The 22,057-nt window shown below is 65.1% G+C and carries 17 protein-coding genes; 8 read left to right on the top strand and 9 right to left on the bottom strand.

Annotation, left to right across the window (positions count from 1 at the left end; genetic code table 11):
- The first annotated feature begins 1 nt into the window (after position 1).
- The 3 genes from BMW76_RS26965 (at position 2) to BMW76_RS42495 (ending at position 1,882) form a co-directional block, all read left to right on the top strand.
- Positions 2-682: a deoxynucleoside kinase gene (locus BMW76_RS26965; protein ID WP_090870781.1), complete on the top strand. Its 681-nt coding sequence runs from the start codon at positions 2-4 to the stop codon at positions 680-682.
- 42 nt (positions 683-724) lie between these two features.
- On the top strand, positions 725-1,540 hold the full coding sequence (gene panB, locus BMW76_RS26960; RefSeq protein ID WP_090870779.1) for a 3-methyl-2-oxobutanoate hydroxymethyltransferase: 816 nt from the start codon (positions 725-727) through the stop codon (positions 1,538-1,540).
- Between the two features lie 207 nt (positions 1,541-1,747).
- Positions 1,748-1,882 (top strand): hypothetical protein, encoded by a 135-nt coding sequence (locus BMW76_RS42495; RefSeq protein WP_281248554.1) that lies wholly within the window; start codon positions 1,748-1,750, stop codon positions 1,880-1,882.
- Between the two features lie 33 nt (positions 1,883-1,915).
- Here BMW76_RS42495 and pabB read toward each other — a convergent pair whose 3' ends face one another.
- The 5 genes from pabB to grpE form a co-directional block, all read right to left on the bottom strand.
- Positions 1,916-3,796 carry an aminodeoxychorismate synthase component I gene (gene pabB / locus BMW76_RS26955; RefSeq protein ID WP_090870778.1) on the bottom strand — a complete coding sequence of 627 codons (1,881 nt, stop codon included), beginning with the start codon at positions 3,794-3,796 and terminating at the stop codon, positions 1,916-1,918.
- Positions 3,797-3,820: 24 nt separating this feature from the next.
- Positions 3,821-4,954, bottom strand: coding sequence for a molecular chaperone DnaJ (dnaJ, locus tag BMW76_RS26950; RefSeq protein WP_090870776.1), 1,134 nt, complete (start codon positions 4,952-4,954; stop codon positions 3,821-3,823).
- A 261-nt stretch (positions 4,955-5,215) separates the two neighbouring features.
- On the bottom strand, positions 5,216-7,168 hold the full coding sequence (gene dnaK, locus BMW76_RS26945) for a molecular chaperone DnaK (RefSeq protein WP_090870774.1): 1,953 nt from the start codon (positions 7,166-7,168) through the stop codon (positions 5,216-5,218).
- A 152-nt stretch (positions 7,169-7,320) separates the two neighbouring features.
- A complete protein-coding gene (locus BMW76_RS26940) occupies positions 7,321-7,854 on the bottom strand; it encodes a thioredoxin family protein (protein ID WP_245763401.1) in 534 nt (177 codons plus the stop codon).
- An 18-nt stretch (positions 7,855-7,872) separates the two neighbouring features.
- A complete protein-coding gene (grpE, locus tag BMW76_RS26935) occupies positions 7,873-8,472 on the bottom strand; it encodes a nucleotide exchange factor GrpE (RefSeq protein WP_090870772.1) in 600 nt (199 codons plus the stop codon).
- Positions 8,473-8,821: 349 nt separating this feature from the next.
- Here grpE and BMW76_RS41325 point away from each other — a divergent pair, with 349 nt between their 5' ends.
- Positions 8,822-8,983: a hypothetical protein gene (locus BMW76_RS41325; RefSeq protein ID WP_177200512.1), complete on the top strand. Its 162-nt coding sequence runs from the start codon at positions 8,822-8,824 to the stop codon at positions 8,981-8,983.
- On the opposite strand, the gene BMW76_RS26930 is transcribed toward BMW76_RS41325, so the two are convergent.
- Both BMW76_RS26930 and hemH read right to left on the bottom strand, forming a co-directional pair.
- Positions 8,955-9,362 (bottom strand): RNA-binding S4 domain-containing protein, encoded by a 408-nt coding sequence (locus BMW76_RS26930; protein WP_090870869.1) that lies wholly within the window; start codon positions 9,360-9,362, stop codon positions 8,955-8,957. The two genes, BMW76_RS41325 and BMW76_RS26930, sit on opposite strands and share 29 nt — an antisense overlap.
- Positions 9,363-9,459: 97 nt before the next feature.
- Complete coding sequence (gene hemH, locus BMW76_RS26925) at positions 9,460-10,530, bottom strand: ferrochelatase (RefSeq protein WP_090870770.1); 1,071 nt, start codon at positions 10,528-10,530, stop codon at positions 9,460-9,462.
- Positions 10,531-10,572: 42 nt separating this feature from the next.
- Between hemH and BMW76_RS41320 the strand changes: the two genes are divergently transcribed.
- Complete coding sequence (locus BMW76_RS41320) at positions 10,573-10,746, top strand: hypothetical protein (protein ID WP_177200511.1); 174 nt, start codon at positions 10,573-10,575, stop codon at positions 10,744-10,746.
- Here BMW76_RS41320 and hrcA read toward each other — a convergent pair.
- Complete coding sequence (gene hrcA, locus BMW76_RS26920) at positions 10,737-11,756, bottom strand: heat-inducible transcriptional repressor HrcA (RefSeq protein WP_090870768.1); 1,020 nt, start codon at positions 11,754-11,756, stop codon at positions 10,737-10,739. The genes BMW76_RS41320 and hrcA overlap by 10 nt on opposite strands.
- Positions 11,757-12,062: 306 nt before the next feature.
- Between hrcA and BMW76_RS26915 the strand changes: the two genes are divergently transcribed.
- On the top strand, positions 12,063-12,965 hold the full coding sequence (locus BMW76_RS26915) for an NAD kinase (RefSeq protein ID WP_090870766.1): 903 nt from the start codon (positions 12,063-12,065) through the stop codon (positions 12,963-12,965).
- Between the two features lie 81 nt (positions 12,966-13,046).
- Entirely contained in the window at positions 13,047-14,714 is a 1,668-nt protein-coding gene (recN, locus tag BMW76_RS26910; protein WP_090870764.1) for a DNA repair protein RecN, read from the top strand.
- A gap of 68 nt (positions 14,715-14,782) precedes the next feature.
- Here recN and glnE read toward each other — a convergent pair whose 3' ends face one another.
- Complete coding sequence (glnE, locus tag BMW76_RS26905) at positions 14,783-17,575, bottom strand: bifunctional [glutamate--ammonia ligase]-adenylyl-L-tyrosine phosphorylase/[glutamate--ammonia-ligase] adenylyltransferase (RefSeq protein ID WP_090870762.1); 2,793 nt, start codon at positions 17,573-17,575, stop codon at positions 14,783-14,785.
- Positions 17,576-17,761: 186 nt separating this feature from the next.
- On the opposite strand from glnE, the gene BMW76_RS26900 reads away from it, so the two are divergent.
- Positions 17,762-21,997, top strand: coding sequence for a YhdP family protein (locus BMW76_RS26900; RefSeq protein ID WP_090870760.1), 4,236 nt, complete (start codon positions 17,762-17,764; stop codon positions 21,995-21,997).
- The last annotated feature ends 60 nt before the right edge of the window (positions 21,998-22,057 follow it).

Below are 22,057 nucleotides of genomic sequence, written 5' to 3'. Positions count from 1 at the left end.
GATGACCGCCCCGCCGCTCACCGTCACCGCACCCGATCTGCGTCCGCCGCACGGCTATCTGACGATCGAAGGGCCGATCGGCGTCGGCAAGACGTCGCTCGCGCGCCGGCTCGCGCAACGCTGGTCGATGCACGAACTCTTCGAGCGCCCGCAGGACAATCCGTTTCTTGAACGCTTCTATCGCGACACATCGCGCTATGCGTTGCCCGCGCAACTGAGCTTCGCATTGCAGCGCGCGCAGCAGGTGCAGGACATCGATGCGCTGCGCTCGGCAGGCACCCCCCTCATCACCGATTTCATGACGCAGAAGAACGACATCTTCGCGCGTCTGACGCTGCAGGACGACGAATACCAGCTGTACCGCGCGCTGGCCGCGCGGCTCGATGTGCCGGGACCATCGCCCGATCTGATCGTCTATCTGCAGGCGAGCCCCGAGGTGCTGTTCTCGCGCATCCAGAAGCGCGCGGTGCCGATGGAGCTGCAGATCTCGGACGCGTACCTGCGCTCGCTGTGCGACGCGTACAACGAATTCTTCTATCACTACGACGGCGCGCCCGTTCTCACGGTCAATGCCGAACACCTGAATCCGCTCGATTCCGACGCGGACCTTGCTCTGCTCGTCGAGCGCGTCGAGACGATGCGCGGGCGCAAGGAATTCTTCGTCAAAGGCTCCGCGCTATAGCGTCTGGCTGTAGCGCGCTGCCGCATTCCCAACGGACATCCCATGACCTATTTGCAGGAGACGAGCCGCAGCGCCGTCACGGTCCCGAAACTGCAGGCGATGCGCGAGGCCGGCGAGAAGATCGCCATGCTCACGTGCTATGACGCGAGCTTCGCGGCGCTGCTCGATCGCGCGGGCGTCGACGTGCTGCTGATCGGCGATTCGCTCGGCAACGTGCTGCAAGGGCAAACGACGACGCTGCCCGTCACGCTCGATGACATCGCTTATCACACGGCGTGCGTTGCGCGCGCGCAGCCGTCCGCGCTGATCGTCGCCGACATGCCGTTCGGCACGTACGGCACGCCCGCCGATGCGTTCGCGAGCGCCGTCAAGCTGATGCAGTCGGGCGCGCAGATGGTGAAGCTCGAAGGCGGCGAGTGGCTCGCGGACACAGTGCGGTTTCTTGTCGAACGCGCCGTGCCCGTGTGCGCGCATGTCGGGCTCACGCCGCAATCGGTGCACGCGTTCGGCGGCTTCAAGGTGCAAGGCAAGACGGAAGCGGGCGCGAGCCAGCTGCTGCGCGATTCGCGCGCGATGCAGGACGCGGGCGCCCAACTTATCGTGATGGAAGCGATGCCGACGCTGCTCGCCGCCGAGGTCACGATGCAACTGCGCATTCCGACGATCGGCATCGGCGCGGGCGTCGAGTGCTCGGGTCAGGTGCTGGTGCTGCACGACATGCTGGGCGTTTTCCCCGGCAAGCGCCCGCGCTTCGTGAAGGATTTCATGCAAGGACAGCCGAGCATCCTGGCTGCCGTCGAAACGTACGTGCGTGCCGTGAAGGACGGCACGTTTCCGGGTCCCGAGCACACGTTCTGAGTACACGCCCGCTGTGGGCACACACGCAGCGGCGCGTGGTGATACATACATGCGCCGCCGCTGTCGCTGTTGGGATTCAGTCGCCAACTCAAGCTGAACCGGACGTCCAGAATCCTGTCAAGGCCGGTCCATTCGGCGTGTAATTCCCGTCGCCTATCTTCGTTCTCTTTCCAACGTGCGGACCCGCGCGTCAACGGAGAGACGACCATGAGCCCCTTTTGCCTGATCGACGTCACGAGCATGCGTGACCACTCAAGCCATCCTCATCAACACGACGACGTCACCTGGCCCGAGCGTCTCGCCGCGTGGATCGGGCGACTGATTCATCGCCATCACGGCTGATGCGTGCCCTTTCCGATCCGCCGGCCAGAACGATCAACCGATAATCCGCGCCGGCAATGCCCCACGCAGCGCATTGCAGAGCATCAGCGCTTCTGCGTTCGACACATCGTCCCGAGTCAATGCGCGCTCGCCCGCCTGCATCGCAGGATCATCGAGCAGCACGCTCCGCATCACGCCCGGCAACAAGCCCGACGACAACGGCGGCGTCCACCACCGGCCTTCCAGCTTCACGAACACGTTCGATCGTCCACCCTCGGTCAACTCGCCTTTCTCGTTGAAGAACAGCGTATCGAACGCATCATGCGTTTCGGCTTCACGCCAGCCGCGATCGTATTCCGCGCGGCGCGTCGTCTTGTGCAGCAGCAATGGATCTGCCGCCTGCGTCGTCGCGAATCCGTGATCGGGGCCGAGCAGCACGCCGACCACTTCTTCCGTCAGCGGGACGAGCAGCGCGGAGGTGATTTCCACCGCGCCTGTCTTGTCGAGCGTCAGCCGCATCCGGTGCGGCGTGTCGGCGCGCAGCGCTGCGCATTGCGCAGCGAGCTTCGCGCGCACGGCCTCTTCGTCGAAACGGAAGCCCAGCCAGCGGGCGCTGTTTCCAAGCCGCGCGATATGGCGATCGACGTGGCGCACGCCGTCCTCGCGCGTCGCGTACATCGTTTCGAACAGCTGGAAACCGGGATCGGCTTCCGTCAGGAAACGCGCTTTCAATTTGCACTCCGCGTATTCGTCTTGCGCAACGCTATCGAGCACGATACCCGCGCCGATGCCCATTTCGCCGCGCCGCCGGCCGGCCTGCGTCGGCGCGCCGAGCGTCAGCGTGCGGATCGCCACCGACAGGCAGAAATCGCCGCACTGCCGGCCGACCGCTTCGCCGAGATCCGGCTGCGCATCGAGCCAGCCGATCGCACCCGTGTACAAGCCGCGCGGCGTCGATTCGAGCTGCTCGATCAGTTGCATCGTCTTGTGCTTGGGCGCGCCCGTGATTGACCCGCATGGAAAGAGCGCGCGCAGAACATCGGCGAAAGTGGTGCGTCCCCGCAGCGTAGCCGTGACGGTCGATGTCATCTGCCACAGCGACTGATACGGCTCGATCGAAAAGAGCGCCGGCGTCTTCACCGTGCCCGTTTCGGCGATCCGCGACAGGTCGTTGCGCAGCAAGTCGACGATCATCACGTTTTCCGCACGATTCTTCGGATCGTGGGCGAGAAAATCGGCGGCCGCGCGGTCTTGCGCCGTATCCGCCGAGCGCGGCATGGTGCCTTTCATCGGCCGTGTGCGCAGCGAAGCGCCCTTCTTCTCGACGAACAGTTCAGGTGAGCACGACACGACCCAACGGCCGTCCGGCAGCGCGATCAGCGCGCCGTAATGCACCGACTGCCGCGCGCGCAGCCGCCGGAACAGCGCGGCGGGCGTGCCGAACACGTCGAAGACGAGCCGGTACGTGTAGTTGATCTGATAGGAGTCGCCGGCGCGCAAGGCGTCGTGAATGGCGCCGATGGCCTGCGTGAACTCGCGTTCGTCGACGCTCGCCTCGACGCCGCCGATGCCCGCCACCGACGGCTCGACAGCCGCACTGTCGTGCAGCGCAAGCCACGTGTCGACCTCGTCGCGCGACATCTTCCGGCAAGAATCGAACAATAAAAAACGCAGCGTGCCAGCGGCGCGCTGCGTCTTCTGATGCATAGCCTGCCCGAACTCGTAGTCGGCCAGCACGACGGCGAAAAGGCCGCCGTCCACATCGGCCGACGCCGCCTCGCACACGGCATCCAGTTGCGCGACGTCCGTACAGACGTGCTCGTGCCTAAAGCCGGTATAGAGCCGGCTCGACGGGCGACTGGGTGTCGAGTCGCAGTCGTCCAGCAACGCGAAGACGGTGCCTCTTTCGTGAGCCGCTGTTTCGTGAGACGTCATGCATACCGCCAACTTCGGAACGCGTTAGTCAAAGAAGCTCTTGACCCGGTCGAACCAGCTCTTGCTCTGCGGGCTGTGACGCGCGCCGCCTTCGACCAGCGACTTCTCGAACTGCTGCAACAACTCGCGCTGCGACTCGGTGAGCTTGACGGGCGTTTCCACCTGCACATGCACGTAGAGATCGCCAGCAATGCTCGAGCGCAGACCCTTGATGCCCTTGCTGCGCAGACGGAACGTCTTGCCCGACTGCGTGCCTTCCGGCACCGTGAAGCTCGCGCGCCCTGCAAGCGTCGGCACTTCGATCTCGCCGCCCAATGCCGCCTTCGTGAACGGGATCGGCATCTGGCAATGCAGGTCGTCGCCGTCGCGCTCGAATACCGGGTGCGCCTTGATGTGAATCTCGACGTACAGGTCGCCCGACGGACCGCCGTTGATGCCCGGCTCGCCGTTGCCCGCCGAACGGATACGCATGCCGTCGTCGATGCCTGCCGGAATCTTCACTTCCAGCGTCTTGGTTTCCTTCGTCTTGCCTGCGCCGTGGCAGTGCGTGCAAGGCTCGGGAATGTAGGTGCCCGTGCCGTGGCACTTCGGGCACGTCTGCTGGATACTGAAGAAGCCCTGCGACATCCGCACCGCGCCCGCGCCGTTACAGGTCGGGCAGGTTTCCGGCTTCGTACCCGGCTTCGCGCCCGAACCGTGACAGACTTCGCACGACACCCAGCTCGGCACGCGGATCTGGGTATCGTAACCGTGAGCGGCCTGTTCGAGCGTGATTTCCATGCTGTAGCGCAGGTCGGCGCCGCGATACACCTGGGGACCGCTGCGGCCGCCGCGTCCACCGCCCGCCGCCTGGCCGAAGATGTCGCCGAAAATATCGCCGAATGCGTCGGCAAAACCGCCGAAACCCTGAGCGCCCGCGCCCGCCATGTTCGGATCGACGCCCGCGTGGCCGTACTGGTCATAGGCCGCGCGCTTTTGCGAGTCCGACAGCATTTCATAGGCTTCCTTCGCCTCTTTGAAATGCTCTTCCGCATCCTTGTTGCCCGGATTGCGGTCGGGGTGATGCTTCATCGCGAGCTTGCGATAAGCCTTCTTGATTTCGTCGTCGCTCGCGTTCTTTGCGAGACCCAGAACGTCGTAGTAATCCCGTTTCGCCATATCGGTTCAACGCCATCCGCGCAATGCGGCGCGGCGGCTCCTCTTGAATGCTGGAGTCTCGCGACTCGTAAGGCTTGGGCCCCGACCGCAATTACGGGTCAAAAGCCGCGCCCTCCATAAAACAAATGTGCCCGGAGAGCCAAAAAGGCTCGCCAGGCGCGTGATCCGGTCAAACGCCGCAGACTTCCGTCAGGCGCCAACCTTTGCAGCCGGGCTGCGCATATCGCTATGCGCAGCCTTGCGGTTAAAGAGCAACCCGGCTTAGTCCTTCTTCACTTCCTTGAACTCGGCGTCCACGACGTCGTCGGCCTGCTGCTGGCTCGCGCCCGAGGCTTCCGCGCCGGCCGCGCCACTTGCACCCGCGGCGCCGGCTGCACCTTGCGCCTGCATGTCGGCGTACATCTTTTCGCCGAGCTTCTGCGACGCCGTTGCAACCGTCTCGATCTTCGCTTCGATCGCAGCCTTGTCGCTCGAGCCGTTCTTCAGCGTCTCTTCGAGATCCTTCAGCGCGGCTTCGATCTTTTCCTTCTCGCCCGCGTCCAGCTTGTCGCCGTACTCGGTGAGCGCCTTCTTCGTGCTGTGGACCAGCGCGTCGCCCTGGTTGCGGGCATCCGCCAGTTCACGCAGCTTGTGATCTTCTTCCGCGTTCGCTTCTGCGTCCTTCACCATCTTCTCGATTTCGGCTTCGGACAGACCCGAGTTCGCCTTGATCGTGATGCGGTTTTCCTTGCCCGTCGCCTTGTCCTTCGCGCCGACGTGCAGAATCCCGTTCGCGTCGATGTCGAAGGTCACTTCGATCTGCGGCACGCCGCGCGGTGCGGGCGGAATGCCTTCCAGGTTGAACTCGCCCAGCAGCTTGTTGCCCGCCGCCATTTCGCGCTCGCCCTGGAACACCTTGATCGTCACGGCCGACTGGTTGTCGTCCGCCGTCGAATACACCTGAGCGTGCTTCGTCGGGATCGTGGTGTTCTTGTTGATCATCTTCGTCATCACGCCGCCGAGCGTTTCGATGCCCAGCGACAGCGGCGTCACGTCGAGCAGCAGCACGTCCTTGCGGTCGCCCGACAGCACCTGGCCCTGGATCGCCGCGCCGACAGCAACGGCTTCGTCCGGGTTCACGTCGCGGCGCGGTTCCTTGCCGAAGAACTCCTTCACCTTTTCCTGCACCTTCGGCATGCGCGTCTGGCCGCCGACGAGAATCACGTCGTCGATTTCGCCGACCTTCACGCCTGCGTCCTTGATCGCAATGCGGCACGGTTCGATCGTGCGCTCGATCAGGTCTTCGACCAGCGCTTCCAGCTTGGCGCGCGTGATCTTCAGGTTCAGGTGCTTCGGACCCGATGCGTCCGCCGTGATGTACGGCAGGTTGATTTCCGTCTGCTGACCCGACGACAGTTCGATCTTCGCCTTTTCAGCGGCTTCCTTCAGGCGTTGCAGCGCGAGCACGTCCTTCGACAGATCGACGCCCTGCTCTTTCTTGAACTCACCGATGATGTAGTCGATGATGCGCTGGTCGAAGTCTTCACCGCCGAGGAACGTATCGCCGTTCGTCGACAGCACTTCGAACTGCTTCTCGCCGTCCACGTCCGCGATTTCGATGATCGAGATATCGAACGTGCCGCCGCCCAGGTCGAACACCGCGATCTTGCGGTCGCCCTTTTCGGCCTTGTCCAGACCGAACGCGAGCGCAGCCGCCGTCGGTTCGTTGATGATCCGCTTGACTTCCAGACCGGCGATGCGGCCCGCGTCCTTCGTGGCCTGGCGCTGGCTGTCGTTGAAGTACGCCGGCACCGTGATCACGGCTTCCGTGACCGTCTCGCCGAGGTAGTCCTCAGCCGTCTTCTTCATCTTGCGCAGGACTTCGGCGGACACCTGCGACGGTGCGAGTTTTTGCCCGTGCGCTTCGACCCATGCGTCGCCGTTATCGTGCTTGACGATCTTGTAGGGCATCAGACCGATGTCCTTCTGCACTTCCTTTTCTTCGAAGCGGCGGCCGATCAGGCGCTTGACCGCGTACAGTGTGTTCTTCGGGTTGGTGACCGACTGACGCTTCGCCGGCGCGCCGACGAGCACTTCGTTGTCGTCCATATAGGCGATGATCGACGGCGTGGTACGAGCACCTTCCGAGTTCTCGATCACTTTGACCTGGTTGCCTTCCATCAGCGCCACGCACGAGTTGGTGGTGCCGAGGTCGATGCCGATGATTTTGCCCATTTTTACTAATCTCCTGACTTTGATCGTTGCGGGCATCGCTGGTTGGCCAATCCGGCCGCCGGGCGCCCCGCCCTGAATTTCACCCTGCACTCAACATAAGTGCGCCCACATCGTTTTCAAGACCCCAAATACGATGCGGTCATTAAATTTTTTCAATCGGTGCGGCCGTTGTCCGAGGCTGGTTTGCCCGTCTCGTCAGCGGCGCCTGAGCCGGATGCGCCTGAGCCGATTGCGCCCGAGCCCGCCGCTGCCCCTGCGCCAGCCGCGGCCGGACCGGCCGTGCCCAAACCGGCCATGTGTACGTCGGCCGCGCGCATTTTCTCACGGGCCGCGGCAACGGCCGCCTCGAACTGTGCGAGGCCGTGCCAGCCGGTCGCCCGGCCGAGACGCTTGCCGCGATGGAAGAAGAACCACGTCGGCACGCCGTGCAGCATGAACCGCCGGCCGAGATCGCGATGCTCATAGACATTGCTGTGAAACCACCGCAGGCCGAGCGCGCGGATCGCGTCTGGCTGCGCGAGCATCGCCTTTTTCGCGACCTCGCAGTTGTAGCAGTCGAGCCCCCAGAAAAACACCACTGCCAGTTCGTCGCCCGCGGACTGAAGTCCGGCGTCGAAGGTTTCGGCGGTGAGTTCCTGCATGTCGAAGGCCGCGAACGCGGCGCTGTCGACGGGTATGCCGGCCATGACGGTACAGACAGGTGCTTACTTGGGCGCCGCGACCGTCACCAGCGCCGGACGCAGCACGCGATCGGCGATCACGTAGCCCTTTTGCAGCACAGAGACGACGGTATTCGGCTCCTGCTCGGCCGGCACCATCGAAATGGCCTGATGGCGATGCGGATCGAACTTCTCGCCGACCGGGTTCAGCGCGACGACCTTGCCCTTTTCGAGCGCGCCCGTCAGCTGACGCAGCGTGAGTTCGACGCCTTCGCGCACCTTTGCCAGATCGTCGCTCGAATGCGCAACGGCGGCTTCGAGGCTGTCGACGACGGGTAGCAGATGCTCGGCAAAACTTTCGATAGCGAATTTGTGCGCCTTCGCGACGTCTTCCTGGCCACGGCGGCGGACGTTTTCCGTCTCCGCTTTCGCGCGCAGGAAGCTTTCCTGCAATTCGGCTACTTTCGCCTGAGCTTCGGCCAGCGCGGCCTCGGCGTCTGCCTGCGCGGCTTGTGCCGGCTGTTCGGCAGCGCCCGCTTCCGGCTGCTGTGCCTGCTGCTCGCCCGATGCGGCCTCTGCGGCCTGGCGCGCTTCGTCGGCGGGCGTGGGGTTCTGGCTCGTCGGTTTCTCTTGCGTGTTTTCCATGTCGCTGAAATTCAAAAATTAAGGCCAAGAAACGGCGGAAGGGTCATGCGGATCGCCCGATGGACATCGGTATCGTGCCGCTACAACCCGCCGCCGCGCATCAACCGTTCAAGTTAGGGCGCGTACGCCGTATTTCAAGGCACCCGAAGAGCTTTTTGCACCTTGCAGGCGCGCGGAAATGCGCGGTAACAAGCATTTCAGGCGCGTCATCATAATAAGATTGAGCGCGCTGCGCGAGTGTCCTAAACTCATCTTGAGCGTCCGAAAAGGCACGTTAACCCTAACCTGACGCCCACCTTACCACTAGCTGAACCGCCCGTTTCCGCTTGCAATCTCCAAGGGGAGTACCGTGAAACTGACCTTCGCTATATCGGTGGTCGCAATGGTACTGATTGCAGGCACCACGACCATCTGCATGTCCGGGGTCGTCAACGATCGCACCACCGAATACGGCGGTGTGCACGCGACGATCGAACAGCTGTTCAATCCCCACTGGAAATTTTGTCGATAACGCGTCTGTCGCGCTTGGTCGGCCGGCCATGTAATCCGGCCGCCGGCTCGCGATACGTCTTGCGCCGCTCGTGCTCGAGCTGGCGCTTCTGCCTGCTCTCTTCGGTTTCCGCGTAGAGCGTCTGCGCGACGCTCGCCGGGCCGCGCACGTCGCATACGCCGAGCACTTCGACCTGCCACACGACCCGTTCGATTTCGATCTCGACCATATCGCCGACGCGCACCTCCTTCGCCGGCTTCACGGCCGCGCCGCCGATCCGCACCCGGCCTTTCTCGACGGCATCCGCCGCGAGCGAGCGCGTCTTGAAGAAGCGCGCGGCCCACAGCCATTTGTCGATGCGCAGGCGCGCGCCAGGTTCGGTAGAAATCTTGTAGTTCATCAGTCCTTCTTCGAGCGCCCAAGGCGCGGTCATACGGAGTACGTCTGGAAAAGCGTCAGCCGGTCCTGAACGCACATTGCGTGCCGGAAACGGAATTTCAGGTCACGGACGCGCTTTGCGGCACGTTCACCTGAACCGGCCAGCCTTGCAGATGCTGCGCGACGATTTCGCCGAGCGCCGCGATCCATGCCGGCGACGCGTTCAGGCAGGGAATAGCGTGAAAAACTTTCCCGCCTGCATGAATGAATTCGTCACGCACCTCCATGCCGATTTCCTCGATGGTTTCGAGGCAGTCGGCCGTGAAGCCCGGACAGAACACGTCCGCGCGACGCACGCCCGCAGCCCCCAGTTCCTTCAGCGTCGGCGCCGTATAAGGCTGCAGCCACTCCGCCTTGCCGAAGCGCGACTGGAACGTCACGCGGCACTCGACGGATGTGAGCCCGAGTGCGTGCATCAACAGCGACGCCGTCTGCTGACATTGCTCGTGATACGGATCGCCCAGGTCGAGCGTGCGCTTCGGCACGCCGTGGAAGCTCAGCACGAGCTTGTCGCCGGCCGCGAAATCGGGACGGCCGTGCGTGTGCCAAGAGTGGTTCACCTGCGCGGCCAGCGCCGCGATATACGCGGGATGGTCCGCGTACTGGCGCACGGTGCGGACTTCCGGCTGATTGCGCATCCGCTTGAGCGCGGCGAATGCATCATCGAAAGCGGTGGCCGTGGTCGACGACGAATACTGCGGGTACATCGGCATCAAGAGGATGCGCTCGGCGCCTGCGAGCTTGAGCTGGTTGAGCATCGCGGGAATGCCGGGCGTGCCGTAACGCATCGCGTAATCGACGATCACCGCGTAGTCGTTCACCTGCAGCAGATGCCGCAGCCCTTCCACCTGCTTCTCCGTATGCACGCGCAACGGTGAGCCCTCCGGCATCCACACGGCTGCATACTTCTTCGCCGATGCCGCGCCGCGAAACGGCAGGATCAGCAGGCGCAGGACGATCTGCCACAGGAGCGATGGAATCTCGACCACGCGCGGATCGGACAGGAACTGCGCGAGATAGCGCCGCACGGCGCGAGGCGTCGGCGCATCGGGCGTACCGAGATTGATGAGCAGTACGGCGACACGATGTGCCGCGGCAGGCTGCGAAGGCCGCTCGAGGTCGAAGCGCATAGGCTGGAGAAACGCCGCACAGGCGCGGCACGTAATGGTCGTATGGAACGTATTGAACTGGAGAACATTATAGCGGCGCGGTCTGCCGCCGATACCTGGCCATTCGGCCAATCATTCGGCCAATTGGCACGGCGAAAAACGCCGCGCATGATGACCATCGTGACGGCGGCGATGCGCCGACGAATGCAGCGCGCCTTTACTGCGGCTTATTGCTGACTGAGCGTCATCGAAAGCAGACGCGCCGTGATGTCGACGATGGGAATCACGCGGTTGTACGCCATGCGCGTCGGCCCGATCACGCCGAGCGTGCCGACGATCTTGCCGTTCACTTCATACGGCGCGGTCACGACGCTCATTTCCTCGATGGGGACGAGATTCGACTCGCCGCCAATGAAAATCTGCACGCCCTGCGCGTGACTCGACACGTCAAGCAACTGAAGGAGACTCGTCTTTTGATCGAATACATCGAAGAGCTTGCGCAGCCGCGCCATGTCCGAAGAAAGATCGGCCACTTCGAGCAGGTTGCGCTCGCCGGAAATCAGCACGGTTTCGCCCGTGTCGGTGACGTCGGTGCTCGCGGTGACGGCCGCGTGCATCAGCGTCGTCATGTCGCCACGCAATTCGTCGATCTCTTCGCGCAGGCGCCGCCGCACCTCGTCGAACGACAGGCCCGCGAAGTGTGCATTGATGTAATTGGATGCCTCGGTGAGCTGCGACGGCGTGAAATCGCGCTGCGTCGCCATGATGCGGTTCTGCACGTCTCCTTCGGGCGTCACGATGATCAGCAGGATGCGCTTGTCGGACAGGCGCAGGAACTCGATCTGCTTGAACACGTGGCTGCGGCGCGGTGTGAGGATGACGCCCGCGAATTGGGACAGGTTGGACAGCACGCTCGCCGCCGCGGCGACCACCTTCTGCGGCTCGCCGGGCTGGAGCGTCGTCTTCACCGCGCGCATCACGGCATCGTCATCGGCAGCGGGCTCGACGGTCAGCATCGTGTCGACGAAAAGCCGATAGCCGCGTGGCGTTGGAATGCGTCCCGCCGACGTATGCGGACTGATGACGAGGCCCAGCTCCTCCAGATCGGACATCACGTTGCGGATGGTCGCCGGACTGAGCTCGAGCCCGGAGTACCGCGACAATGTGCGCGAGCCAACCGGCTGACCCTCGGCGATATATCGCTCGATCAGCGTTTTCAGGAGGGTTTGTGCGCGAGGATCTAGCATGGCGAGGAAATTTTAGCGTAATGACCGAACAGCCAACCGGACAGCCGTCCATACGGCGGCGAGCACACGCCAGCATGCAACGCAACGGGTGCGCTGCCGCGGGCCACGCGCTGCGCAGCACCCCATCCGCGCTCGCGCCGCCGCTCGTTCGCCTATGCAGTCGTCACGTCTGTCATGAGGACTTCACCATTCTAACGATAATCGGCCAGTGGCTGGACGGTAGCGCGCGGCGACGGGGCACCCGCCCGCCCCGCACGCCCGCCGCCGACGGTTCTTTTCAGGTCGCACCTATGGTGTAATGCCGGCATGCAAGCTAACAGCCAGTTCAAGACCGTTGCGCTCGTCGGGCGCAGCAACACGCCGGGCATCGGGGAGCCGCTGACCGCGCTCGCCACGTGCGTCGAAAAGCTCGGCTTCGAGGTCGCGTTCGAGGCGGAAACCGCGCAGGAAATCGGCGTGACGCGCTGGCCCATGCTGCGTCCCGCCGAGATCGGCGCGCGCGCGGACGTCGCGATCGTGCTCGGCGGCGACGGCACGATGCTCGGCATCGGCCGCCAACTGGCGCCGTACAAGACGCCGCTCATCGGCATCAACCACGGGCGGCTCGGCTTCATCACAGACATCCCGTTCTCCGACATGCGCGAGATCATCCCGCAGATGCTGTCGGGCAGCTTCGAGCGCGAAGAGCGCACGCTGCTCGAATCGCGGATCATGCGCGACGGCCAGCCGATCTACCATGCGCTCGCGTTCAACGACGTCGTCGTGAACCGCTCGGGCTTTTCGGGCATGGCGGAACTGCGCGTGTCGGTGGACGGACGCTACATGTACGACCAGCGCTCGGACGGCCTGATCGTCGCGACGCCGACGGGCTCGACGGCTTATGCGCTGTCGTCGCAGGGGCCGATCCTGCATCCGCAGCTCCAGGGCCTCGTGCTCGTGCCGATCGCGCCGCATGCGCTGTCGAACCGGCCCATCGTGCTGCCCGACGATTCGAAGGTCAGCATCCAGATCATCTCGGGCCGCGACGTCAACGTGAACTTCGACATGCAGTCGTTCACCGCGCTCGAACTGAACGACACGATCGACGTGCGCCGTTCGCGCCACACGGTGCCGTTCCTGCACCCCGTCGGCTACAGCTATTACGCGACGCTTCGCAAGAAGCTGCACTGGAACGAGTACCCGTCGCGCGAAGACGATCCTGACGACTGAACCGGCCCGCGCCGCCCGCAAACGTAGCAAGACACCGTAACGCCAACCATCACACGCAAAGCCACGCCAGACAGACGAGCCATGCTCCGCCACCTCTCGATACGCGACTTCGTCATCGTCGCCGCGCTCGACCTCGAATTCGACAGCGGCTTTACGGTCTTCTCCGGCGAAACGGGCGCCGGCAAATCCATTCTGATCGACGCGCTCGCGCTGGCGCTCGGCTCGCGCGCCGATGCGAGCGTCGTGCGCACGGGCGAAGCGCGCGCGGACATCACGGCGGAGTTCGAAACGCACCCGCTCGTCGATGCATGGCTCGACGAGCAGGCGCTCGCGGCCGATGAAACAGAACATGGCAACGCGGTGATGCTGCGGCGCGTGATCGATGCGAGCGGCCGCTCGCGCGCGTTCATCAACGGCACGGCAGCCACGCTCACGCAATTGCGCGAAGTCGGGGAAATGCTCGTGGATATTCACGGCCAGCACGCGCATCAACGCCTGATGCGGCCCGACGCGCAACGCGAGCTCTTCGATACGCACGCGGGGCTGCTCGACACGACCGCAGCCGTCACGCGCGCGTGGCGTGCGTGGCGCGATGCGGCACAGGCCGTCCAAACCGCACAGACCAGGGATCGCGAGTTGCAACTGGAACGCGAGCGGCTCGCGTGGCAGCTCGCCGAACTGGACAAGCTCGCGCCGCAACCCGGCGAGTGGGAAGAGGTCAACGCGGAACATCGGCGGCTGTCGCATTCGGCGAATCTGATCGACGGCGTGCAGGGCGCGCTGTCCGCGCTATCAGAATCCGACGACGCGATGCTCGGGCATCTGTCGTCGATCATCTCGAAGCTGCGCGATCTCGCCGGGATCGATCCCGAGCTGAACGACGCGCTCGCCGCGCTGGAGCCGGCCGAAATCCAGTTGCAGGAAGCCGCGTACTCGCTGAGTCACTACGCGCAGCGGCTCGAACTCGATCCCGATCGGCTCGCTCAGGTCGAAAAGCGCCTCGACGCGCTACACTCGGCTGCGCGCAAGTTCCGTCTGCAACCCGAAGCGCTCCCGCAAGAGCATCAGGAGCGCCGCGAGCAGCTCGCAAAGCTCGACGCCGCCGCCGATCTCGACGCGCTCCGCGCTGCCGAGGCCAAGGCGAAAGACGCGTACCTCGCCGAAGCGAAGGTGTTGTCGAAGGCGCGCGCGAAGGCCGCGAAGGCACTGGGCGCGGCCGTGACGACGGGCATGCAGGAGCTGTCGATGGCAGGCGGCAGCTTTGAAGTCGCGCTCGTGCCGCTGCCCGAAGGCGGCGCGCATGGGATGGAGCAGATCGAATTCCGCGTCGCCGGTCATGCAGGCGTGCCGCTGCGGCCGCTCGCGAAAGTGGCGTCGGGCGGCGAGCTCGCGCGTATCAGTCTCGCGCTCTCGGTAATCGCGAGCACGGCGAGCCCCACGCCCACGCTGATCTTCGACGAAGTGGACACGGGTATCGGCGGCGGTGTCGCGGAAGTGGTCGGACGCCTGCTGCATCAGCTCGGCGAGCATCGCCAGGTGTTGTGCGTGACGCATCTGCCGCAGGTCGCGGCGCGCGGCGATCATCACTTCCAGGTCGCGAAGAGCGGCAACGGCAAGGGCGGTACGATCAGCACCGTCACGTCGCTGGACAAGACGAGCCGTATCGAAGAAGTCGCGCGCATGCTGGGCGGCCTGGAGATCACAGCCACCACGCGCAAGCACGCGAAGGAAATGCTCACGACGGCCTGAGTCGCGAACGGCGCTCGTCCTCAGAGCGCCGTGCAACGAACGCCCTCGCCGCAACAACACGCGAGCCGTTATCCGAATACCCGCTTCCACAAGCGCAACACGGCCTCGCGTTCTTTCTCGACGGTCTGCGGCTCGACGCGCGCCTTCTCCATGCCGTCGAGCCGCAGCTTGTGCTGCAGCTTGCGATACGTCCGGTAAGCCGCGCCGACGGTATCCGCCTCCTCTCCGCTCATCAGGCCGAAGCGCGACACTTCGCGCAGCAACGCGATGTTGCCTGTATTGCGGATCAGCTCGGGATCGCGCGCCGCATGCAGCAGCACCCAGTACTGCACGGCGAACTCGATATCGACCATGCCGCCGCGATCGTGCTTCAGATCGAACAGTTCTGTGCGATTCGGATGACCTTCTTCGACTCGCCGCCGCATATCGACAATCTCGGCGGCAAGCGCAGCCGCGTCGCGCGGCGTCGTCAGCACCTGCTCGCGGATCGCCTCGAACTTCGCGCCGATCTCGGGATCGCCCGCGCAGTAGCGCGCACGCGTGAGTGCCTGGTGCTCCCAGACCCATGCCGTATTGGCCGCGTCGCCTTCGCGCAGCTGATAGCGGCGGAATGCGTCGAGGTCCGTCACGAGCAGACCCGACTCGCCGTTCGGGCGCAGCCGCAAGTCGACGTCGAACAGAATGCCCGCGCCCGTCGCCGTCGTGAGCCACGTGATCAGGCGGCGCGTGAACGTCGCGTAGATGTCGGACGCGTTGTCGTCGGGGTCGTCGTAGAGAAAGATCAGATCGAGATCCGATGCGTAACCGAGTTCCTTTCCGCCGAGCTTGCCGTACGCGATGATCGCGAAGCGCGGCACGTCGCGATGGCGCTTCGCAAGCTGATTCCAGACGGCTTCGATCGTCACGTCGAGCACGGCGTCCGCGAGTTCGGACAGACGGTCGCTGACGTGCTCGACGCTCAGCTTGCCCGCCAGATCGATCAGCAGAATGCGGAACACTTCTGCCTGGTGCGCGTGGCGCAGCAGGTCCATCTGCTGTTCGACGCCGTCGGCTGCCGCGAGCCGCGCACGCAGCGCGCGCTTGAACTCGGGCCAGTCGAACGGGCTTGCCATTGCTTCGTCGTCGAGCAGCTCGTCGAGCAATTGCGGATGGCGAATCAGATAGCCGGCCGCCCAGCGCGACGCGCCCAGCACCGACAGCACGCGATACAGGGCCTGCGGATACTCCGTCAGCAGCGCGAGATACGCGCCGCGCCGCCCAACGCCTTCGAGCAGATCGAACAGGCGCACGAGAATATCGGCCCGCCGCTCGGGCGGCTCAAGCGTGCGCGCGGCCTCGAGTGCGCGCTGTGCGACGATGTCGAAGCGCTGGCGGCTGCGCTCCGCGAGACCCGCATAGCGCGACGACTGCCATACCGCCTTGAGGCGCGCGAGCAGATCGCCTGGCGCGTCGATGCCCAGGCCGACGAGGCGCGCGGCGAGCGCTTCGTCGGCGCCGTCGTCGGCGAGCGCGCTGCTCCAGACCCACGCCGCCGCGCCGTCTTCGGGCGCGCCGCAGCCGCCCTGCCCGCTCACCTTGTCGGCGAATATCTGGTCGAACTGCTGTTCGACCAGCTCGCGATGCGCTTCGAGCTGCGCCATCAGCGACGCGTAATCGTCGAAGCCCATCGACTTCGCGAGATGCGCGCGCTCGCTCGGATCGACAGGCATCGCGTGGGTCTGCGCGTCGTTGCGGTACTGCAAGCGATGTTCAAGCTCGCGCAGGAACAGATACGCGCTCGACAGATCCGCGCACACTTCCGGCGAAACCAGACCGCGCGCGGCCGCATGCGTCAGCACGGCGAGCGTCGGACGCACGCGAAAGCCCGCGTCCTGGCCACCGCGTATCAGCTGGAACACCTGCGCGCTGAACTCGATCTCGCGGATGCCACCGCGGCCGAGCTTGATATCGTCGGCTTTGTCGGGCCGCATCGACGCGCGCCGTTGCGCTTCCTGGCGAATCTGCAGATGCAGCGAACGGATCGCGCTAATCACGCCGAAGTCCAGGTAACGCCGGTAGACGAACGGCTTCACGATCGAGTCGAGCTGCTTCGAGAGCCTGCGCGCCGACTCGCTTGCCTGCGCGGACACGAGCCGCCCCTTGATCCACGCGTAGCGTTCCCATTCGCGGCCCTGCACGTAGAAATACTCTTCGAGCATGCCGAGACTGCACACGAGCGGCCCCGAATCGCCGTTCGGCCGCAGCCGCATGTCGACGCGAAACACATAACCGTCGGCCGTCACTTCGGCGAGCGCCGCGATCAGCCGCTTGCCGAGTCGCGTGAAGAAGTCCTGCGTCGCGATGGGCGAGCGCTGGCCGCCCGTCGTCTCGCCGTCGTCTTCGTAGACGAAGATCAGGTCGATGTCCGACGATACGTTCAGTTCGCGCCCACCCAGCTTGCCCATGCCCACCACGCCGAGCGACAGCCGCTCGCCCTGCGAGCTCCGTGGCTCTCCAAAGAGCGCTTCGAGATCGGCTGATACGACGGCCATCGCGCGCTGGATCGTCGCTTCGGCGAGGTCGGTCATCGTGCCCGTCACTTCGGCCACGTCGGCCGCGCCCGTCAGGTCGCGCTCCATTACTGCGCAAAACACTTCAGTACGAAGCTGACGCAACGCCTTTTTCAACGCGTCTTCGGAAAGTGGCGCATCGGGCGCTGCCCGCAATGCGTCGGCGAGCACGTCGAGCCGCGCGTCGATGCGCTGCCGGTTGATGGGCGCCGCCGCCAGCGCCGCGACGCGCGCCGCGAGATGGGGTTGCGCCGCATAGGCACGCGACGCGTAGTGCGAATAGCTGGAACTCAACAGGGATGGTTCGGTCATCAAAGATCTGGCTCGCTTGTTGCTGAATTGCGGCTGAGGGTGGTCGCGGCCGTTGCTCGCGCAAGCCGCCGATACCCCGTGTGGTCTCGCGCACACCCGCTGCGCCTCCCGGCCTTGGCGGCTGGCCCGTGTGATACATTTCGTCGTTAGAACCGCAAAACTACCATATGCCTACCCCGTCGCAGCATGTCCGAGCGAAACTCATCCGCCGACCCGCATGAAGCCGGACGCGTCAAGCCCGTAGGCGGAAGCGATCATGTGGTGCTGCGCCACACGCTGCGAGTCCTGCTCAGTATTGCGCTCTTCCTGTACTTCGTCGTTCTGCTGGCCGTGCTCGGCCTGCGCTATCTCGTGCTGCCGTACGCCGACTCCTTCCGGCCGAGAATCGAGGCAGCCGTCTCCGAAAAGATCCACGCCCAGCTCAGGATCGGCAAGCTTGCGCCGCATTGGACCGGCTTCCAGCCCGGACTCGAAGCCACCAACGTCACCATCACCAATCGCGACGGCAAGGTCGCGCTGATGATTCCGCATGCGAGCGCGACCGTGTCGTGGTCGTCCGTCTGGAAGCTCGCGCCCATTCTTTCCAGCGTGATCATCGACAAGCCGGACCTGCTCATCGAGCGCGAGACGGACGGCTCGCTCACCATCGCGGGCGTGACGGTGCCGACGGTTCACACGGGCAACGACACGTTCAGTACATGGCTGTTGCGCCAGCAGGCGATGATTTTGCGCGGCGGCACGCTGCGCTGGCACGACACGCGCCGCGACGCGCCCGAGATTGCACTGCAGAACATCCGGCTCGCCATTCTCAGCGACGGCTACGATCACAAGCTCGCGCTCCAGGCGCCGCCCGACGGCAAGGTCCTGTTCGGTCCGCTCGACTTCCGCGCGCACTTCCGTCACGCGCGCCTCGGGGCAATGGGCAAGCCGATCAACTGGACGGGCGAGGCGTATATCTCGACGGGCCCCGTCGATCTGCCGATGCTCGCCCGCTACATGGATTTCCCGATCGAAACCTACGCCGGACGCATCGACAACGCGATCTGGCTGCAGTTCACGCAAGGCCGCGTGAGGTCCGCGGCGGGTGAGCTGTCGGGCAACAGCATCGCGCTGCGCGTGAAGCCGACGCAGCCGAAGCTCGACGTGCCCGTCGCGCGTTTTTCGTGGGCCGTCGCGCACGATGGCGACGAATGGACGCTCGATCTGCGCGATCTGCGCGCCGAACTCGGGCAGCCTCCGCTCGACGATGGCACGCCCGTCGCCCGCATCCTCGCCCTGCATACGCTGTCGAGCCGTTACCGGGTGCCGAGCGTCCAGCATGGACAGCTGATCAGCATCACGGGCGACCGCGTCGACCTCGGCATCCTCGCTGAATTCAGCCGTGCGCTGCCGCTGCCGAGGCGTCTATTGAACAACCTCGTGCGCTACAACCCGCGCGGTCTCGTCGCGGATTACACGATCGAAGTCGAGCGCGGCAAGCCCGATTCGGGCGAAGCCGCGAGCGAGCATCGCGAGCCGGGCGCGGAGCCGATCATCCGCTATCGTTTCAAGGGCGATCTGCAGGGCATCAGCATCGCCGCGCAGGAACCGCCGCCGGGTCTCACCGCGCGAAACCACCCGCGCGCGGGCATTCCGGGCATCGAGAATCTGTGGGGCAACGTCGATGCCGACGAACGACACGGCGCGCTCACCATCGACACGGCGAACGCGGCGATCACGATGCCCGGTGTGTTCGACGATCCGCGCCTCACGTTCGACCATCTGAGCGGCAAAGGTACATGGACGATCGCGCCCGCCGTCGCGCCGGGGCAGCGGCACAAGGCATTCGACGTGCAGGTGTCGGAGCTGAACGTGTCGAACGCGGACACGGCCGCGAAGGCGACGGCCAGCTATTCGAACATCGGCAGCGGGCGCGGCTCGCTCGATCTGAAGGCCGAGTTCGAGCGCGCGCAGGTCACGCGCATCACGCGCTATCTGCCGACCAGCATCAGCGAAAAGCTGCGCATCTATCTGGGCCACGGCTTGCAGGCGGGCATGTCGCGCGGCGCGACGATCGAGATTCACGGCAATCTGGACAAATTCCCCTATTCGCGCGATCCGAAGGCGGGCGTCTTCCGTATCGTCGCGCCGTTCAAGGGCGGCCGCTTCGATCCGTCGCCGTACCCGCCGCGCACACTGAAAAACGGCACGCCGAACGTATGGCCCGCGCTCGACGGCATCGACGGCGAGTTTCAGCTGAAAGAGAACCTGCTTCGCTTCGACGCCGAGCGCGCCCATTACAAGCGCATCGCGCTCAACAAGGTGACGGGCAAGATCGACGACCTGGGCACGCGCGCATCGAGCCTCGTCATCACGGGCGACGCGCGCGGGCCGCTCGCCGACATGCTCGACTACGTGAACAACAGCGCGCTCGGCGGCATGACGAAACATCAGTTGGAAAAGCTTCATGCCGACGGCCCCGCCGCGCTTGCGCTCAAGCTGACGGTGCCGCGCACGTTGCCCACGCCCGGCGCGCCGCGGAAGCCGCGCGTCGCGGTGGAAGGCTCGCTTGCGTTCGAGAACGACCGGCTGTCGATGGACAACGTCCCGCCGCTGTCGCAACTGCGCGGCAAGGTGCGCTTCACCGACCATACGGCGCAGGTCGACGGGCTCACCGGGCAGTTCATGGGCGGCGACGTGCGCGCGAAAGGCGGACTGAACGCGAGCGGCGCGTACGCACTGGACGTGTCGGGGCATGTCGCCGTCGATGCCGCGCGCGGACTGAACCTTCGCGGCCTGCCCGCGCAGGTGCTGACGCGGATGAACGGCAGTGCACCTTACGACATGAGCGTGCGCGGCGCCAAAGGCCGGCTGCCGGATGTCGCCGTTCATTCGGACCTGACGGGGCTCGCGCTCGATTTCCCCGCGCCGTTCAACAAGCCGATCGGCACGCCGATGCCAATCGACTTCACGTTCCGGCCGACTGTTCCGAACGAAGGCGGCAGCGCCGTCGCGGAAGGCAACGGCAATCGCAATGGCTTGCAGCGCGCCGATCTCACCTTTGGCCCGATCGCGGCGACCTATCTGCTCAGGCACGCGCCCGGCCAGCCGCCCGAAGTGGTGCGCGGCGCCGTCGGCGTGAACCGGCCGGCCGATCTGCCGTCGGAAGGCGTGACTGCCGCCGTCGACATCGACGCGCTCGACGCCGACGCCTGGCGCGCCCTCTTCCTGCAGATGCGCAAGGCGAACGAAGGCGTCGCGCCGATGCCGCCCAGCGCGACGGCCGTGCAGTTCATGCCGAACCGCTTCGCCGTGCACATCGGCACGCTGACGCTGCTCAAGCGTCGCTGGGAAAGCGTGGTGGTCGGCGCGTCGCGCTACGACAAGCAGTGGCAGGCGAACATCGCGTCGAATCAGGTGTCGGGGCACGTGTCGTGGCTGCCGGGCGCGACGCCGGGCTCGCCGGGCACGCTACAGGCGCGCCTCGCCCGGCTGGTGATTCCATCCGTTGCTGAAAACGATCTGCTCGGCCCGGCGATCAACCAGCCGGCGCAGAACATTCCGTCGATCGATCTCGTCGTCAATGAGCTGATCGTGCGCGGGCGCAATTTCGGCAAGCTCGAAGTCAACGCGCACAACTTCGAGGACAGCGGCACGCCCGTCTGGCAACTCGATTCGCTCGAAATCAGCAACCCGGCTGCGACGCTGAAGGCGACGGCGAACTGGCGCACCGGCCGCAACTACGGCGCGAATCAGGACGACGAGGCCGAGCGCAGCACCGAACTCGATTTCAAGCTCGACATCAAGGATGCGGGCGCGCTGCTCGAGCGCGCAGGACTGCCGCGCACGCTGAAGGCGGGCGAAGGATCGGTGTCGGGCAAGCTCGGCTGGCGCGGCGGTCCGACGAAACCCGACTATCCGACGCTCAACGGCAATCTCGCCGCCGATCTGCGGCATGGGCAGATTCTCAAAGTCGATCCTGGCGTCGCGAAGCTGCTCGGCGTGCTGAGCCTGCAAAGCCTCGCGCGCTACGCGTCGATGGATTTCCGCGACGTGATCGGCGAAGGACTGCCGTTCGAGCATGTGACGGGCACGGCAAGCGTCGAAAACGGCATCGGCACGACGAACGACTTCGAGATGGTGACGGCGCCCGCGCGAGCCCAAATGAAGGGCTCCGTCGACCTGCCGCACGAAACGCAGGACCTGAAGGTGCATATCGTGCCGACCGTCAGCGCGGGCGCGGGCGTCGTCGCGGCGGCCGTGATCAATCCGCTGCTCGGGCTGGGCGCACTGGTCGCCGATATCGCGCTGTCGCATTCGATCGAGCATGCGTTCGCGGTCGACTACGCGATCACGGGTTCATGGGCCAAGCCGCACGTCGAGCGGGTCCACACCGATCGCGGTAATATGAACGCGCCGGCCGCCGTCGCGGCGCCCAACTGAGCGAAGCGTACCCTGACGCGCCCGGGCACTGCATGGCATGTGCCCGTGTTGGCCGCCCGG

Origin of the sequence: Paraburkholderia diazotrophica (assembly GCF_900108945.1) — a bacterium.
GTDB classification, from domain to species: domain Bacteria; phylum Pseudomonadota; class Gammaproteobacteria; order Burkholderiales; family Burkholderiaceae; genus Paraburkholderia; species Paraburkholderia diazotrophica.
The sequence above is the reverse complement of the archived record's forward strand: the minus strand, read 5'-3'. Positions and strand labels throughout refer to the sequence as shown.

Bases quoted from the DNA above. Each gene is read 5' to 3' on its own strand.
- glnE (WP_090870762.1), bottom strand. From the start codon at position 17,575: ATGACCGAACCATCCCTGTTGAGTTCCAGCTATTCGCACTACGCGTCG.
- BMW76_RS41320 (WP_177200511.1), top strand. From the start codon at position 10,573: ATGGAACGTATTGAACTGGAGAACATTATAGCGGCGCGGTCTGCCGCC.
- panB (WP_090870779.1), top strand. From the start codon at position 725: ATGACCTATTTGCAGGAGACGAGCCGCAGCGCCGTCACGGTCCCGAAA.
- dnaK (WP_090870774.1), bottom strand. From the start codon at position 7,168: ATGGGCAAAATCATCGGCATCGACCTCGGCACCACCAACTCGTGCGTG.
- grpE (WP_090870772.1), bottom strand. From the start codon at position 8,472: ATGGAAAACACGCAAGAGAAACCGACGAGCCAGAACCCCACGCCCGCC.
- BMW76_RS26930 (WP_090870869.1), bottom strand. From the start codon at position 9,362: ATGAACTACAAGATTTCTACCGAACCTGGCGCGCGCCTGCGCATCGAC.
- BMW76_RS26940 (WP_245763401.1), bottom strand. From the start codon at position 7,854: ATGGCCGGCATACCCGTCGACAGCGCCGCGTTCGCGGCCTTCGACATG.
- pabB (WP_090870778.1), bottom strand. From the start codon at position 3,796: ATGACGTCTCACGAAACAGCGGCTCACGAAAGAGGCACCGTCTTCGCG.
- BMW76_RS26965 (WP_090870781.1), top strand. From the start codon at position 2: ATGACCGCCCCGCCGCTCACCGTCACCGCACCCGATCTGCGTCCGCCG.
- BMW76_RS42495 (WP_281248554.1), top strand. From the start codon at position 1,748: ATGAGCCCCTTTTGCCTGATCGACGTCACGAGCATGCGTGACCACTCA.
- hemH (WP_090870770.1), bottom strand. From the start codon at position 10,530: ATGCGCTTCGACCTCGAGCGGCCTTCGCAGCCTGCCGCGGCACATCGT.
- BMW76_RS26900 (WP_090870760.1), top strand. From the start codon at position 17,762: ATGTCCGAGCGAAACTCATCCGCCGACCCGCATGAAGCCGGACGCGTC.
- BMW76_RS26915 (WP_090870766.1), top strand. From the start codon at position 12,063: ATGCAAGCTAACAGCCAGTTCAAGACCGTTGCGCTCGTCGGGCGCAGC.
- dnaJ (WP_090870776.1), bottom strand. From the start codon at position 4,954: ATGGCGAAACGGGATTACTACGACGTTCTGGGTCTCGCAAAGAACGCG.
- hrcA (WP_090870768.1), bottom strand. From the start codon at position 11,756: ATGCTAGATCCTCGCGCACAAACCCTCCTGAAAACGCTGATCGAGCGA.
- recN (WP_090870764.1), top strand. From the start codon at position 13,047: ATGCTCCGCCACCTCTCGATACGCGACTTCGTCATCGTCGCCGCGCTC.